Here is a 14,858-nt window from a genome sequence, read left to right on the forward strand (position 1 = left end):
TGCGTTCCGATTGAAAATCCAGCCCCGGACGGCTATTTTATAAAAATATATTGAGAAATCCGAATTTCTTGAGGGAGGCACGGCAAAATGGCACTTTGGGGCGGCAGATTCAGTTCCGATACCCGGAATGAAGTCACGCAGTATTCCGAATCGATTTCGTTCGACCGGAGGCTCTACCACTTCGACATCATGGGGAGCAAGGCGCACGTCACCATGCTCGCTGCGCAGAAGATCATCCCGGAAGCGACCGCCGAGGCGATCTGCGCGGAGCTCGACAAGATCGAAAAGCGCATCGACGCCGGAGATTTCAAGTACGACATCGCCATGGAGGACATCCACATGCACATCGAGAGCGCCCTCATCGACGCTCTCGGCGCGGAGGGTGCGCGCGTCCACTCCGCCCGCAGCCGCAACGACCAGGTCGCGCTCGACATCCGGCTCTACCTGCGCGACGAGGTCGACAAGCTGATCGAAGGGATCCGCCATTTCCAGCGCGCTCTGGTTGCGCAGGCCGACGCGAATCCGCGCACGATCATGCCGGGGTTCACGCATCTGCAGCATGCCCAGGTCGTATTGTTCGCGCACCATCTGCTTGCGTACGTCGAAATGCTCGACCGCGATGCGGAGCGGCTTGCCGAATGCCGGCGGCGCATCAACGTCATGCCGCTGGGTTCCGGAGCGATCGCGGGCAGCACGCTGCCGATCGATCGCGAGGCGGTCTGCCGTGCGCTCAATTTCAGCCGGGTCACGCGGAACAGCATGGACGCGGTCGCGGACCGCGACTTCGCGATTGAGCTGGTTTCGGATCTGGCGATTTTCGCGATGCACACGAGCCGCCTCTCGGAGGATTTGATTCTCTGGTGCAGCCAGGAGTTCGACTTCATCGAGCTCGACGACGCATTCTGCACGGGTTCGTCCCTGATGCCGCAGAAGAAGAATCCGGACGTCTGCGAACTGACCCGCGGCAAAACCGCCCGGGTGTACGGAGCGCTGACCGCGCTGCTCACAATGTGCAAGGGGCTGCCGCTGACCTACAACCGCGATCTGCAGGAGGACAAGGTCGCGATTTTCGATGCGCTCGACACAGTCAAAATGATTCTGAAGGTCTACCCGCCGATGATCGAGACGATGAAACTCAAGGCCGACCATATGCGCGCCGCGGCGAGCGACCCGGCACTCATGGCGACCGACATCGCCGAAAAACTCGTCGAGCTCGGCGTTCCGTTCCGGAGTGCGCATCACCGCGTCGGAGCGTTCGTGAAATACTGCCGCGAACACAAGAAGGCGCTCAACGAGGTTACGCTCGACGAAATGCGCGAGACGATTCCCGAGGCGACGCCCGACTTTCTGAACCTGTTCGATCCGGTCGGCAGCGTCGCCAAGCGGAACGTCACCGGCGGAACCGGATTCGATCAGGTTGCCGGACAACTCGAATTCTGGAAAAAATCACTTGCAATCTGATGTTTCCGGTGTATATTAGCAAAATCGCCGCATAAATCCGCGGAGAAGAACAACCAAACCAATGGCGTCTTGCTGAAAAAAGAAGCGCCGCAGAAACAAGGAGCCGCAAAATGGCAAAGATCTCGATCAACGATCTGTTGGAAGCCGGGTGTCACTTCGGTCACCAGACCCGTCGCTGGAACCCGAAAATGAAGGAGTACGTCTACGGGGCGAAGAACGGCATTTCGATCATCGACCTGACCAAAACCATGTACCAGATTGCGGAAGCCTGCAACTTTCTGCAGCGCGTGGTCGCGAACGGCGGAGACATTCTCTTCGTCGGAACGAAGCGCCAGATCCGCGAAATCATCAAGAATCTCGCGGAAGAGACCGGCATGTTCCACGTCTCCGAGCGCTGGCTCGGCGGCACGCTGACCAACAACGTGACGATTCGCAAGAGCATTTCCAAGATGGCCGAGATCGACAAGACTCTCGAGTCCGATGCCGCCAAGGGGATGAAGAAGAAAGAGGTTGCGGTTCTGGCGCGCCGTGCGGAAAAACTGCATCGCGATCTCGACGGCATCGTCGGCATGAAGCGTCTTCCGGCCGCGCTCGTGGTCGTTGACGTCTGCAACGAGCTCAATGCCGTCCGCGAAGCGAACAAGCTGAACATTCCGATCGTCGCAATCGTCGACACCAACGGCGATCCGTCGCTGGTCGACTACCCGGTTGCCGCGAACGATGACGCGGTCAAATCGGTTCAGATCATCACGAGTCTCTTCGCGGAAGCCGTGAAGATCGCCAGGGAGATTCACCAGAAGAAGGTCGCCGAGGAGCGTGATGCCGCCGAGGCCGCCAAGAAGCTCGCCCAGGAGAAGGCCGACGACGAGGAGAAGGCGGAAAAGGAGACCAAACCCCGCCGCCGCGCTCCGCGCCGCGAGGAAGCCAAGCCGGAGGCCAAGGCCGAGTAATTTCACCCCGTAACCACGACTAGGAGATCATTATAATGGCTGCTGTCACTGCAAAAATGGTTCAGGACCTCCGGGAGAAGACCGGGGCCGGTATGATGGACTGCAAGAAAGCGCTCGTTGCCGCCGATGGCGACATGGAGCTCGCGATTGAAAACCTGCGCAAATCCGGCGCCGCCAAGGCGGAGAAGAAGTCCGGCCGCAGCACGAATCAGGGCAAAGTCCTGACCGCGATCGACGGACAGAAGGCTTCGATCATCGAAGTTCTCTGCGAAACCGACTTCGCGGCCAAGACCGACAAGTTCCAGGACATGGTCAAGAAGTTCGCCAAGGACATGCTTTCCATGCCGGGCAACGGTGACATCTCCGCCGCCGTTCAGGAGGCCGAGAAGAGCGCACTCACCGACAACATCGGCGTGATCGGCGAGAACATGCAGATCCGCCGCGCCTACAAGTGGGAAGGCGGCGAACGTTACGTCAGCTATCATCATGACGGCGGGCGCGTCTCCGTGCTGGTCGAAGTCTCCGGGGAGAGCGATCCGGTTGTGCTGAACGACATCTGTCTGCACATTGCGGCGTTCCGTCCTCGCTACATCACGGAGCAGGATGTTCCGGCGGAAGTCATCGCCAAGGAGAAGGAAATCGCAGCTGCGGCCGATCCGAAACTCAAGGACAAACCGGCCGCGATGCTCGACAAGATTCTTGCCGGCAAGATTCGCAAGTTCTTCAGCGAAGTCTGCCTGATGGATCAGCCCTGGGTTCGTGACGACAAGACCTCTCTGGGCAAGCTGCGTCCGAACTGCAAAGTCACGCGCTTCGTCCGCTGGGAAGTCGGCGAGGAGCTCTGAGATCCGACAGATCATCCCGGGAGAGAGAAGAAACCTTCTCCTCCCGTTGACAAGAAAATCCCTGGAAAGAGAAGGAAACTTTCCGGGGATTTCTGTTTTCTAGAGAAGTGATTTCGCACTCTGCTCAAGTTTGCGGTATTTCACCAGCATCCGGTCATACCGCGGCGCAGTCGGGAAATCCGGCCGAATGGTCTCTACAGGTTTGCAGAAACTTCGGAAAAGTTCCGGAAACGGCACTCCTTCAACCGCGTTGACAGCCCGAAGCGCAGCACCGAGTCCGGCGGAGTTTGAAACGGCGATCGTCTCGACTTCCGACTGAAACACATCCGCAATGATCCGCCGCAACAGCAGACTGCGGGAAGCGCCGCCGGTTACGCGGATACGCCGGAGCGTCAGCTTCTGCCATGCGCTGTGAAGACGCATCGAAAGGATCTGCGATTCGAGCAAAGCACGAGCACGCGCCGAACCATCCGCCTTTTCCGGATCGAAGTTATACTTCACGCCGGGCGTAAGCACCAGCGGGGTCGATTCCGGCGAAAAATAGGGGAGCATCAGGCGCTCCTCCGATGGAGTCGGCGTCTCCCGGTCAAACGCCTCATAGGAGAGGCCGCACGCCTTCCGTACCGCCTCGCGAGCGAGCGAACCGTTCGTAAAACAAATGAGGCTCATGAATCCGCCGGCGGGATTCCCGAATACATGACCGTATCCATCCGGGTCGGTGCGGAAATCGCGCATCGGCGCGAAGAACGTATCGCTGGTTCCGAGGCTCACGACCGCGGTTCCCGGCTCGGCCGCACCGGTTCCGACAAGGCTGTTCGGATTATCGCCCGACCAGACCGTAACCGGAATACCCGGTTTCAGATCGTATTTCGCGAAATAGGAGGAAAGTCCGCCGGCAATCGTATCCGAAGGAACGACGCGGGGGAGTTTTTCAAGGAGTCGCGGCGCGGTGAACGCCGCGATGTCCGGATCCCACGAGAGCGTCTCAAGATTCAGCAGGTTCATTCCTGCTCCGTCGCCGTAATCGATCGGCGCGGAGACGCCGCAGAGCACGGAGCAGCAGAACGAACTCACGAGATGGATCACGGCCGTCTCGCGATACGCCTCGGGATTCTCCCGGGCGAACTTGCGGATCTGCGGCCCGGTGAACCGCTCGACGGCGGGAGAACCGGTCACACGGCGCAGCCGGTCTCCGAACCGCTCGTCGAGTTCGCGGCACTCGCGCGACGTCGAACGATCCATCCAGATCGGCGCATACCGCCGCGACAATGCGGAGACAAGCTGATCCGCAAGCGTCTGGGCGGGATTGAGCGACGCAAGCAGCTTCTCAAACCGTTCCGAAAGACAGACCGAACCGTGCTGCTGCCCGGAACCGGAGATCATGCCGACGTCTGCGAGCGGCAGCCCGGCATCCCGCATGCGCGCGAACAGCAGATCGAGCGCCTCAAGCCACATGGCCGGATCAGCCTGTCGAATCAGCGGATCGGGATTCGGCCGAAACCCCTCCGGCGCGCCGTAACGCGCCAGATCGGTTCCGAAATGGACCGAGACGCCGGGGAAACGGCGTGAAGGATCCGCCGGATCGATGAGCTCGGCCTTGACTCCCTGCGTACTGACGTCGATCCCGAGCGAGAGCGCCATCGGCTCACCTCCGCGGATCGACGTCGCCGAGCGCACACATCTGGCGGATGCTCGCGAGGTCCGCCGCCGACTGCGAAACAGAAGCGCCCGGCAGTTCGATCCGTTCCGCGAGCTTGAGCGCCATCGAAAGCGCCGTGACGCTGTCGATGATGAACTGCTTGCGGCAGCCGACCTCGTCGGCGGGATTTCCTTCGGCGCGCAGCATGTGGCAGTCGAATTCGACCGCGCCTTTCCAGCCGACCCGGTTCAGAGCATGGAACATCATGACGGTCTCCTTGAGGCCTTCCGGCCCGATGAGCGGCGGGAAGTCGTTGTCGAACTGCGCCTTGATCTGGGAGCCGAAGTGCAGAAATTTCAGCTTGTTCATGCTGCAGAGATAAGCCACCGTCATGCAGGCATTCATGAGCGCCATCGACTCGTGCTGAAGCAGTTCCGGATTCACGCCCCAGAAATCGGGCTCTTTGAGTTTCCCGCAGATGAAACCGACCGCGTGTCCGCTGGTCGGCAGGAACATCTGGCCGCGCGGCTCATTCGGCTTCGGCTCGACGGTCGCACCGATGTAGTTGGTCATGCGGTTTGCATGGATGTAGTCGGTCACGTGATTCAACCCCTCGGCGAGCCACTCGTAAACCTGTTCCCACTGCGTCACGACCGGAACTTCAAAACCGTCGCGGGCGACCCAGTAGACGTAGTATTTCGCGCCGAAGAACTGCCCGATGCGCAACGTGCGCTCGACCTTCAAGGCGGCGAGGCGGCGGATCTCCGGGTCGGGATTGCACAGCCCGCCGTCGCGGAAGAGCCTGTTCCCGTGCAAACTGGAGATCGAAGCGTGAATCTTCACGCCCGCCTCGTCGAGCACGGCCTTGATCTCACGCAGCCTGCGGTAGACGGGGCTGGACGGATCGAGGTCGTCCCCGGGGTGTTCCGGATCCCACGGGACGAGGTCGTCGTCATGATAGCTTGTCGCCTCGACATACCCCTCGCGGGCGGCCCAGGCGATGATCTTCGCGATTTCGAGCGAGTCGAACCGGGAGAGCACCGCGCCCCCGAACGGATCGCTCAGAGGACTCCCCACACACCAGAACGGCATCGACCGATAAGTTACGCATCCCTGATTGAAATCCATGTCGCAACCTCCTTTGTTGACGGTTTCCACCCAGGAATATACTCGGATCTGCCGTCATTTCCTTGAATTTTTCAACAAAAAGAGGTATTATATCACCATGATGAAAGAAAATTCGACAAAAGCGTTCGGCACTTATTACTTTGAAAATCCGGCGCTTCCGATCGCAGTGGCTGAAGTTAGAGCCGCGGCGGAGCCTCAGCATGCGCACGATCTCACAACCAGGGAACACTCGCACGACTTCTCGGAACTCGTACTCATCACGGCCGGGAGCGGTCCGCAGCTCATCGACGGAATCGAATGCACGGTTGCGGCCGGAGATGTGTTTCTCATTCGGGGATACACAAGCCACTGCTTTCCGGACCGGCGGCGGGTCAGCATGCTGAACGTGCAGTTTGATCCGGAACACCTTGCGCTGCCCGACGATTTTCTGCGACAGATTCCGGGATACAACGTGATTTTCCAGCTCGAACCGGCCATGCGCGGCAGCCGGAGCAGCGAAAACCGCCTGCGGCTCGACCGGGAGGGACTCGCCCGCGCGGAGGAGCAGATCCGGAAGCTCCGCTCTGAACTCGAACGGCGCGAACCGGGTTACGAGGCGGCCGCACTCGCGCTGCTGCTTGAACTCATCGTATTCGTCTCGCGCCGCTACGGAAATTCGCAAACCCCGAATCAGGCGGCGCTGCTGAGGATGGGGGAGGTCATCAGCCGGATCGAACGGGACTACGCTTCGCCGCTCACACTCAGGCGTCTCGCCTCAATCGCCTGTACTTCTCCGAACAATCTCCTGCGGCTCTTCCGGATCGCGACCGGCAACACCCCGATCGAATATCTGCTCGAAGTTCGACTCCGCCGCGCGGCCGAACTGCTGCGCCGGACCGAACTGCCCGTCGGAGAGGTCGCCGCCCGCTGCGGCTTCCATGATTCGAACTACTTCTCGAAACGATTCCGCATGCTCTACGGGAGAAGCCCCCGGAGCTACCGCGGAAACCTGGAGTGACCCGGTCAGCGCGAAAGCGAACGGTGATAGTTCAGAATTCCCGCCGCGATCCCGCGCGCAAGTTTATCCTGATATGCCGCGCTGCCGAGATTCGCCTCGTCGCTGCGGTTGGAGACGAAACCGACCTCGACCAGCGCCCCCGGGCAGCGAATATCCCGCAACACCGCAAAACGGGCGAATTTCACGCCGCGGTCCGATGCCTTCGTCTGCAGCAGCATCGAACGCTGCAGATGATAGGCGAGCAGAAAGTTGTTCGGGTTCTTCGCATTGCCCGTGTAACGGCTCGCAACCGGTTTGCCGCTGTTGCTCGAAGCGGCCCCCTCCGGCGTCAGGCAGAAGGTCTCGATGCCGCGAACGCTGCGGTCCGCGGCGGAATTCACATGGATCGAGACGAAGAGATCGGCATCGCGCTTGTTCGCATAGGCGCTGCGGGCTCCCAGGGAGAGTGTCGTGTCGCGCGTGCGGGTGAGTTCGACTTTGTAGCCATAGGCGCGCAGGATGTTCGCAACGCGGTTCGCCAGATTCAAGGTGATCGTCTTCTCCTGAAGATGCTGTCCGGCGGTTCCCCGGTCGCGACCGCCGTGACCGGGGTCGATCACGATTCTGCTGATCTTATGTTTGTACGGCAGCCGTGTTCCGAGAAACGGCACGAGCAGATTGTCGTAATCGACCTTCGCCAGATAGGGATTCGTCTTCTGCATCAATAGCGGATAACAGAGATTGACCCGGACACTGTTGAACAAAGCGTACCGCCGATCCGGATAAAAGACCAGCCGCTCCTTTCCACGCGAAAGCGCAATCTGCGAAGAACTGCGCGAAACAACCGCGCCAAGCCCCGATGCTCCGTCGAGCAGATGGATATTGCGCCGCCCGGACGCCCAGATCGAACGCAGCCGTACCGGCGCGGCGTCCAGCAGCGCGCTCCCGAAGAAAACCCCGAAGAGCAGCAGCGGCAGAATCCTGTTCCGGAGCGACCTCATCTCCCCGCCGACACCTTTTCAAGCCGCACCTGGTCGATGCGATCCTCCACAGGGGGATACATCGCCGTTACCCCGCGGCCGATTTCGACGAACTCCTCCATCGAGCCGAGCACGAACGCCTTGGCCTCGCAGAGCGCGTTTTTCCACGGCATTTCGAGCGCGAGCGCGGCGGTTATCGCGGCGGAGAGCGTACAGCCGGTACCGTGGGAGCAGCCGCGCTCCGGCAGCCTGCGCGAGCGGAGTCGGTAAAGCTGTCCCTCGCGGCAGACGAAGTCGTCCGCGAACTTCCCTGCCGGTGCATGACCGCTCTTGAGCAGAATCGAAGCGCCCCACTTTTCGTGACACTCGCGCGCGGCGTCGAGACAGTCGCGCTCGGAACAGAGTTTGCGCCCGAGCAGCAGCTCCGCCTCCGGAAGATTCGGAGTGATCCACTCCGCGAGCGGCAGAAGCTCCTTCTTCAACGCCTCGATCGCGGATTGCTCAAGCAGCACGCTGCCGGAAGTCGAGACCATGACCGGATCAAGCACGAGCGGCAGTTTGTGCCGTTTCACGGCGTCGGCCACGGCTTCGACGATCTCCGCAGAGAAGAGCATACCGCTCTTGGCGTGGCGAATCGCAACGGCATCCATGACCGCGTCGATTTGCGCAGAAACCCCTTCCGCGGCAATGGGATCGATCCTCGTCACGCGCTTCGGATTCTGGCTTGTCACGGCGGTGACCGCCGTGCAACCGTAGACGCCGAACGCGTTGAAAGTGCGCAGATCGGCCTGGATTCCCGCACCGCCGCCGGAGTCGCTGCCTGCGATCGTCAGAGCCGCGGGATAGATTTTGTTTTTCGGATTATTTTTCATCATCAGTTGTTTTTGTCCGTCCGAACGGTTATATTGCTCCATGAATCGGTTTGATCAATTTGAAGATACATCCACAACGGGAAAAAAACAAATCCGCATGTTGAAGTTTTTTCAGATATTGTGCCTCATCGCCCTCATCGGAGTTGCCGTGCCGCTGCGGGGAGCGACGGTCGTGACCGCGGATGGACTCGAAATCGACATGGACCGCAGCGACCCGGAGTCGCTCGCGACAATCGAAGAGCTGCGCGCACTCGACAACCAGATCACGACGCTCTTCCGGGTCAGCGGCAGACGGCTGCCGCGACGGTGTTGCGTGAAGGTCTCCAGCCAGCTCCCGCCGGGGGAGCTCCGGATGGAGTTCAAACCGCGCGAGTGGCTCCTCTCCTTCAACGACCGGGGGGGACAGTGGCACGGGCAGTTTCAGTTGTGGCGCCGCCTGACGGGAGTTCTGCTGCTTTCGAAGATACCCGGCGCCGAGCCGCCGCTCTCTCCGGATTTCCTGCCCGGCTGGATCGCGGCCGGAATCGCCTCCAGGCTGCAGAGTTCGAAGGAGAGCGAACTTCTGTTGAGCAGAAATCGCTATTTCCCGGTGTTGCGGGCACTTGCGGAACAGGGAAAATTCCCGGATTTCCGGCAGATGCGGCAGCTCACGCCGGAACTGCTTGCGCCACCCGCGATGGGGTGGTACCGCGAACTGGGCCGCGCGATGCTCGAATGCGGCTTCACCGTCTCAAGTCCCGCCAACAACGCGCTGCTCGACTACTGCCTGCTCGCCGCCCGCCCCGGCAGCATCGAGGATCAGAATTTCAAGGCGACGCTCGGGCGGCTGCTGCTCGCGGACAGCACTCCCGAGGGGGTCGCCGAGGGGGGCGGGGAGCCCGCCTCCCCCTCCCTCTCCGGCGAGGAAAAGATTCAGCGCAAACTCGAACGTTTTGCCCGGCAGCTCGCTTTCAACGAGTTTTTCCCCCAACCCGCACATCTGACCCAGGCCGCCTTCGAAGCGGCAATGAAATTCGACCTTCCCGTACTCGGGCCCGATGGAAAGCCGACCGGGGAAACCACAATCGTCGACCTCACGAATCTTCCGGAACTCCTGCCGGGGCGACCGGACGCCGTCGAACTGAGGACCAATCTGCGCAAACGATTCCTCGCACTCGGCCCGGGAAATGACCGGGCTTTTCAGAACACCCTTTCCGAACTTGCGGAAACAATCCTGCTTCTGCCGCTCACTCCGCCGGAGCAACAGGAGGAGCCGTCTCCGTATCCGGAACAATTCCGGCGGAAAATCGAACAGCTCCGCGCCGGACTCGACCGGAGAGAAAAGATCGAAAGCGAGCTTGCCGCTCAGGAAATCCGGTTCGCTCCGCCGGGGAAATTCTACAAAGAGGCGATCACGGAGGCAACGCGGCCTTCTCCGGTCCTTTCAAACGAAGCGCAACGGTTTCTCGAGCAGGTCGAATCCGAGTGGATCGGAGATTGAAATTCCCCCGGAATCATGCTATATTAATTGGTTGCCCCCTGCAAGGGCGAAAAAAGGGAAAAAGAATTTCATTTTCAGGGAAAAAGAGAAAGAAACCAATGAACGATTTGACGATGTTGACCCCGTTGATGCGCCGCGGCAGCGAATTCCTCGGCGTGAAGTATCCGATTATCTGCGGCGCGATGACCTGGGTATCCGAACCGAAACTCGTCTCTGCCGTCTGCAACGCCGGCGGTTTCGGCTGCCTTGCCGGCGGCAACGCACCGTGCGACATCCTCGAAAAACAGATCCTTGAACTCAAAAGTTTGACGCCGAACAACTTCGCAGTCAATCTCATCACCATCGCGCCGGCCTATCAGGACCACCTTGCGATGCTCGGGCGGATCAAAGTTCCGTTCATCATCTTCGCGGGGAGCTTCCCGAAGGAGAAGGAAGTCGCAGCGGCGAAGGCCACAGGTGCGAAAGTGCTCTGCTTCGCCTCGACCGTATCGATTGCCGAACGCATGATCCGCTTCGGCGCCGACGGAATCATCCTCGAAGGCAGCGAAGCGGGCGGCCACATCGGCCATGTCTCGAGCATGGTGCTGATCCAGCAGGTGCTCTACAAGTTCCACGAACAGATTCCGATCTTCATCGCCGGCGGCATCGGGACCGGCAAGATGGTCGCACACCTGCTGACGATGGGCGCCGCAGGCGTCCAGCTCGGGACCCGGTTCGTCATGACGAAGGAGTCGAACGTCCATCCGGCCTTCAAGGAGGCGTTCCGGAATGCGAACGCCCGCGATGCGATCTCCACGCCGCAGTACGACCAGAAACTCCCGGTCGTCGCGGTCCGCGCACTGCGCAACAAGGGAACCGATCTCTTCGGCAAACTCCAGCTGCGGCTGCTGCGCGAACTTGAGGCCGGAACGATTCATCGTGCCCAGGCGCAGGAGGAGGTCGAGAAGTTCTGGATCGGCGCGCTGCGCCGCGCCGCCGTCGAAGGCGACGTCGACAACGGCTCGCTGATGGCGGGACAGTCGGTCGGACTTGTGGATGAGGTCATCACCGTTCAGGAACTGATCGACGAACTTCTCACCGGCGCAGAAGCCGAACTTGTGGAACTCAAAAAGAAACTCTGTTCCTGCTGAAGAAACGGAAAGGAATCCGAAACCCGGCCGATGAGCGAACCAGGGAAAATGTCCGACCGCAAGGTCTTTTTCGCGGCATCGGTGGTGCTTGCGCTGATTCTCGCATTCGCCGGGTATCGGGCGCTCCGCCGCAGCGCGGGGCTTCTGCTCGGAGACTTTTTCTATCCGTACCTTGCTTTGACGCGGATCGTCTCGGACACGGCCGCCCGGCAGTCGCTTCTGCTGCTGAGCCGGACGGAACTCGCCAGCAAAACCGAATCCCTGATCCAGGAGAACCGACGACTCAAGGCGGAAAATCAGCAGCTGCGGAATCTCGCCTCGGAAAACCGTGAGTTGCGCATCCTCGCCCATCTTCCGGCTTCACCGCAGTGGAGCTATGCTCCGGCGCAGGTGCTGCTGCGCGACCCGCTCTTCTGGCGGGAGAAATTCACGGTTTCAATCGAGCCGGACTCCGGAATCTCTCCCGGAGCGGTGGTGCTCGCTCCGACCGGCGATGGAGGAGAAGCCGCTCTGGTCGGAGTCGTCTCCCGGGTGGGCAAACGAAACGCCGAAGTGGAAACCATCTTCTCCCGGAATCTGCGGCTCTCCGTCGCCTTCCCCGGAGGGGGGAACGGGTTCCTCAACGCCGGAGAAAGACGGGCGCTTCCCGGAACCATACCGGTCGGCTACATCCCGGTAAACCGCGGCGCGGCTCCCGGAGATCCGGCCGTGACGACCGGTTTTTCAGCGGGAATTCCGTCCGGACTCAAAGTCGGTCATCTGACGACGCTCGATGAAGTCAACCCGAATTTTTCAAGCACGGAGCATGTCTCGGGACTGTTGACTCCGGAACTTGATTTCGACAATCTCCGGTTCGTGCTCATCGCGATTCCGGATTCCGGCAGCGGGGCCAGGCCATGATGAAGACGGTCTACTTTTTCGTGCTCTTGTTTCTCGCGCTGCTGTTTGAATTTCAGGTGGGGAAACTTGCACTGCCGTTGCTGCTGCCGGCTCTCGTCATCTATTACGTCTCCCTCGCGGGACGGACCGGAACGGCGTTTTATCTGGCAACTCTCTTCGGCGTGGTGCTCGACCTGGCTTACGGCAGAGAGCTGCCGACAACGACACTGGTGCTGGTGGTCTCTCTCGCCGTCGGAAGGGTGATCCGGCTGAAAGCGCCCTCTCATACGTACGAGACCGCATTGCCCGGCATGGGAATCGCCCTGACCGCGCTGCTCGGAGGAGACGTCGTGCGTCTCACCCTCACGAACGACCCGGAAACGCCGGGAACGTTTTTCTGGAAACTGATTTTCTTCGGAGCGATCGGCCTTTTTCTGATGCCGTTCCTGACGCTGCTGTTTGACCGGATCGGCGGAAAACTCGGAGTGTCCGGAGCTCTGTGCGCCCCGAAATCGACCTTTGACCGGCTCAGACCGCGTCGCGTGCGTGAACCACGCACGGGGAGGCTGCCGTGAGCCCCGCCGCCAAACGCAGAAACGACGGCTCTCCGCGCGAAGCCGTCCCCGGAATCCTCACCACGGAACGGCTGCGGATTCTGATTCTCGGCGGAGTTGTCGCATTCGTCTTTCTCGCGATGCTGGTACGGCTCGCCTACGTTCAGATCCAGTCGGCGGACAAAAGCATCGAAGCAATTTCCAATCAGTCGCTGCGGCGGATCCGAATTCCCGCCCGGCGCGGAAAGATCTACACGCGCGATCTGAAACTCCTCGCCGGCAGCAGCAGTGATCTGAACCTGGTTTTCTATCCGCAGGAAATGCGAAAAAAAGGCAGCCGCACCGGCACGGTCGATCATATTTTCGAGGCCGCCGAAACCGTCTCCCGCGCCATCGGGAAACCCAATCCTCTCACGAAAGAGGAGATCGCCCGCCATCTGAACTACCAGCCGGGACTGCCGCTGGTGGTGTTCCGGCAGCTGACGCCGCGCCAGCTGGAACTCGTATTCCGGAGCAGCCGGGAGATCGAGGGAGTCGACGTCGAACCGGATGAATCGCGAACCTATCCGGAAGGGTCTCTCGCGGCCCATCTGATCGGTTACACCCGGCCCGCCCACCCCGACAATCCGCTTGAAGCGGGCGACCGGAAACAGTATTCCTATTACGTGCCGGACAGAATCGGCGTGGAAGGCATTGAACGTGCATTCGACCGTCTGCCCGGAACCTCATACGAAGAGGAGGATTACGACCCGCAGCCAGGCACACCGGAAACTCCGCTCGGATTGCGCGGCATGCCGGGATATTCGCTCGTGCAGGTCGATCATCTCGGCATGGTTCGTCGCGACATCATCAGCCGCATCGAACCGCACCATGGCAACAATGTGATTCTCGCAATCGATTCGCGCGCCCAGAAAATCGCCGAATCGATCATCAGCGGTCAACGCGCCGCGTTCGTGGTGCTGGATGCGGCGAACGGGGATGTCATCGCCGCCGCGTCCAGCCCGACCTACAATCTGTCTGCGGGATTTTCAACGATCATCCGGAAGGATTACTACGACAAACTCCTGAAAAACCCGGGGCGGCCGCTCTACAACCGGGCTTTCCTCGGAAATTATACCCCTGGATCGATCTTAAAACCGCTCGTGGCGCTCGCGTTTCTGAACGCGGGCGTCTCCCCGGAGGAGATCGTGAACTGCGACGGAGAAACGACCGTCAACGGCGTCCGGATCCGTTGCGCGGCCCGTGCGGGTCACGGACCGTTGAACCTGCGCGGAGCTCTCGCAAAATCCTGCAACGACTATATGATCGAACACGCCGTCACGGTCGGGCTCAATCCGATCGCCGACGTGCTGCGCAGCGCGGGAATCGGTCGGAAGACCGGCGTCGAACTTCCGGAGATCGCCGGAACATTCCCGAGCAATGAAAACAAGAAACGCAGCCACCGCAACGCCGTCCGCTGGAACAGCTATGACACGGGGTTGCTGTCGATCGGCCAGGGGGTCATCACCCTGAGTCCGCTTCAGGCGGCGGTCTACGCGGCGGCGCTGGCCAACGGCGGAAAAATTTACCGTCCGCACGTCGTCTGGCGGGTCGTCGACTCGAATGGAAACGTTCTCTACGAACGCAAACCGGAAGTCGTAAGCAACCTCAAAACCACGCCGCGTTTCCTCGAAGAGGTCAGACGCGGCATGTTCGATGTGGTCAATACTCCGCGCGGCTCCGGCCGCGAAGCAAAGGTCGACGGACTCGAACTTTACGGCAAGACCGGATCAGCCCAGGTCGGTTCCGGAGCGAACCGCGTGCTCACGACCTGGTTCATCTCCTTCGTGACCTGGAAGGGGAAAACCTATGCCTGTTGCGCCATGGTTGAAGGGGGGAGCTCCGGCGGGGCGAGCTGCGCGCCGCTGGCGGCGGAGTTTTTCCGCCGTTATCTGCTTGAAACGTCGTGAGTGAACTTGCACAAC

13 protein-coding genes are annotated in these 14,858 nt (G+C 60.6%); 9 read left to right on the forward strand and 4 right to left on the reverse strand.

Going from position 1 to position 14,858, the window contains the following annotated elements; translation table 11 throughout:
* The first annotated feature begins 87 nt into the window (after positions 1-87).
* The 3 genes from argH (at position 88) to tsf (ending at position 3,256) form a co-directional block, all read left to right on the forward strand.
* Positions 88-1,461, forward strand: coding sequence for an argininosuccinate lyase (argH, locus tag Q0K10_RS00640; protein WP_294501822.1), 1,374 nt, complete (start codon positions 88-90; stop codon positions 1,459-1,461).
* A gap of 110 nt (positions 1,462-1,571) precedes the next feature.
* The gene (gene rpsB, locus Q0K10_RS00645) at positions 1,572-2,411 is read left to right on the forward strand and encodes a 30S ribosomal protein S2 (RefSeq protein WP_294501824.1); all 840 of its coding nucleotides are present in this window, start codon (positions 1,572-1,574) and stop codon (positions 2,409-2,411) included.
* Positions 2,412-2,446: 35 nt separating this feature from the next.
* Positions 2,447-3,256: a translation elongation factor Ts gene (gene tsf, locus Q0K10_RS00650; RefSeq protein ID WP_294501827.1), complete on the forward strand. Its 810-nt coding sequence runs from the start codon at positions 2,447-2,449 to the stop codon at positions 3,254-3,256.
* A 99-nt stretch (positions 3,257-3,355) separates the two neighbouring features.
* On the opposite strand, the gene Q0K10_RS00655 is transcribed toward tsf, so the two are convergent.
* Positions 3,356-4,897 carry an FGGY family carbohydrate kinase gene (locus Q0K10_RS00655; protein WP_294501829.1) on the reverse strand — a complete coding sequence of 514 codons (1,542 nt, stop codon included), beginning with the start codon at positions 4,895-4,897 and terminating at the stop codon, positions 3,356-3,358.
* Positions 4,898-4,901: 4 nt separating this feature from the next.
* Positions 4,902-6,023: a TIM barrel protein gene (locus tag Q0K10_RS00660; protein ID WP_294501831.1), complete on the reverse strand. Its 1,122-nt coding sequence runs from the start codon at positions 6,021-6,023 to the stop codon at positions 4,902-4,904.
* Positions 6,024-6,120: 97 nt separating this feature from the next.
* On the opposite strand from Q0K10_RS00660, the gene Q0K10_RS00665 reads away from it, so the two are divergent.
* Positions 6,121-7,020 carry a helix-turn-helix domain-containing protein gene (locus Q0K10_RS00665; protein ID WP_294501834.1) on the forward strand — a complete coding sequence of 300 codons (900 nt, stop codon included), beginning with the start codon at positions 6,121-6,123 and terminating at the stop codon, positions 7,018-7,020.
* 5 nt (positions 7,021-7,025) lie between these two features.
* On the opposite strand, the gene Q0K10_RS00670 is transcribed toward Q0K10_RS00665, so the two are convergent.
* Together Q0K10_RS00670 and thiD are read right to left on the reverse strand one after the other, a co-directional pair.
* Entirely contained in the window at positions 7,026-8,000 is a 975-nt protein-coding gene (locus Q0K10_RS00670) for an N-acetylmuramoyl-L-alanine amidase (RefSeq protein WP_294501835.1), read from the reverse strand.
* Complete coding sequence (gene thiD, locus Q0K10_RS00675) at positions 7,997-8,854, reverse strand: bifunctional hydroxymethylpyrimidine kinase/phosphomethylpyrimidine kinase (RefSeq protein WP_294501838.1); 858 nt, start codon at positions 8,852-8,854, stop codon at positions 7,997-7,999. Before thiD ends, Q0K10_RS00670 begins: the two co-directional genes overlap by 4 nt.
* A 94-nt stretch (positions 8,855-8,948) precedes the next feature.
* Here thiD and Q0K10_RS00680 point away from each other — a divergent pair, with 94 nt between their 5' ends.
* The 5 genes from Q0K10_RS00680 (at position 8,949) to Q0K10_RS00700 (ending at position 14,843) form a co-directional block, all read left to right on the forward strand.
* A complete protein-coding gene (locus tag Q0K10_RS00680; RefSeq protein ID WP_294501840.1) occupies positions 8,949-10,331 on the forward strand; it encodes a hypothetical protein in 1,383 nt (460 codons plus the stop codon).
* A 98-nt stretch (positions 10,332-10,429) separates the two neighbouring features.
* Complete coding sequence (locus Q0K10_RS00685) at positions 10,430-11,461, forward strand: nitronate monooxygenase family protein (protein WP_294501842.1); 1,032 nt, start codon at positions 10,430-10,432, stop codon at positions 11,459-11,461.
* Positions 11,462-11,491: 30 nt separating this feature from the next.
* On the forward strand, positions 11,492-12,361 hold the full coding sequence (gene mreC / locus Q0K10_RS00690) for a rod shape-determining protein MreC (protein ID WP_294501844.1): 870 nt from the start codon (positions 11,492-11,494) through the stop codon (positions 12,359-12,361).
* Entirely contained in the window at positions 12,358-12,915 is a 558-nt protein-coding gene (locus Q0K10_RS00695) for a hypothetical protein (RefSeq protein ID WP_294501846.1), read from the forward strand. Before mreC ends, Q0K10_RS00695 begins: the two co-directional genes overlap by 4 nt.
* Positions 12,912-14,843 carry a penicillin-binding protein 2 gene (locus tag Q0K10_RS00700; RefSeq protein ID WP_294501848.1) on the forward strand — a complete coding sequence of 644 codons (1,932 nt, stop codon included), beginning with the start codon at positions 12,912-12,914 and terminating at the stop codon, positions 14,841-14,843. Before Q0K10_RS00695 ends, Q0K10_RS00700 begins: the two co-directional genes overlap by 4 nt.
* Positions 14,844-14,858 lie beyond the last annotated feature (15 nt).

Origin of the sequence: uncultured Victivallis sp. (assembly GCF_944391105.1) — a bacterium.
Classification (GTDB): domain Bacteria; phylum Verrucomicrobiota; class Lentisphaeria; order Victivallales; family Victivallaceae; genus Victivallis.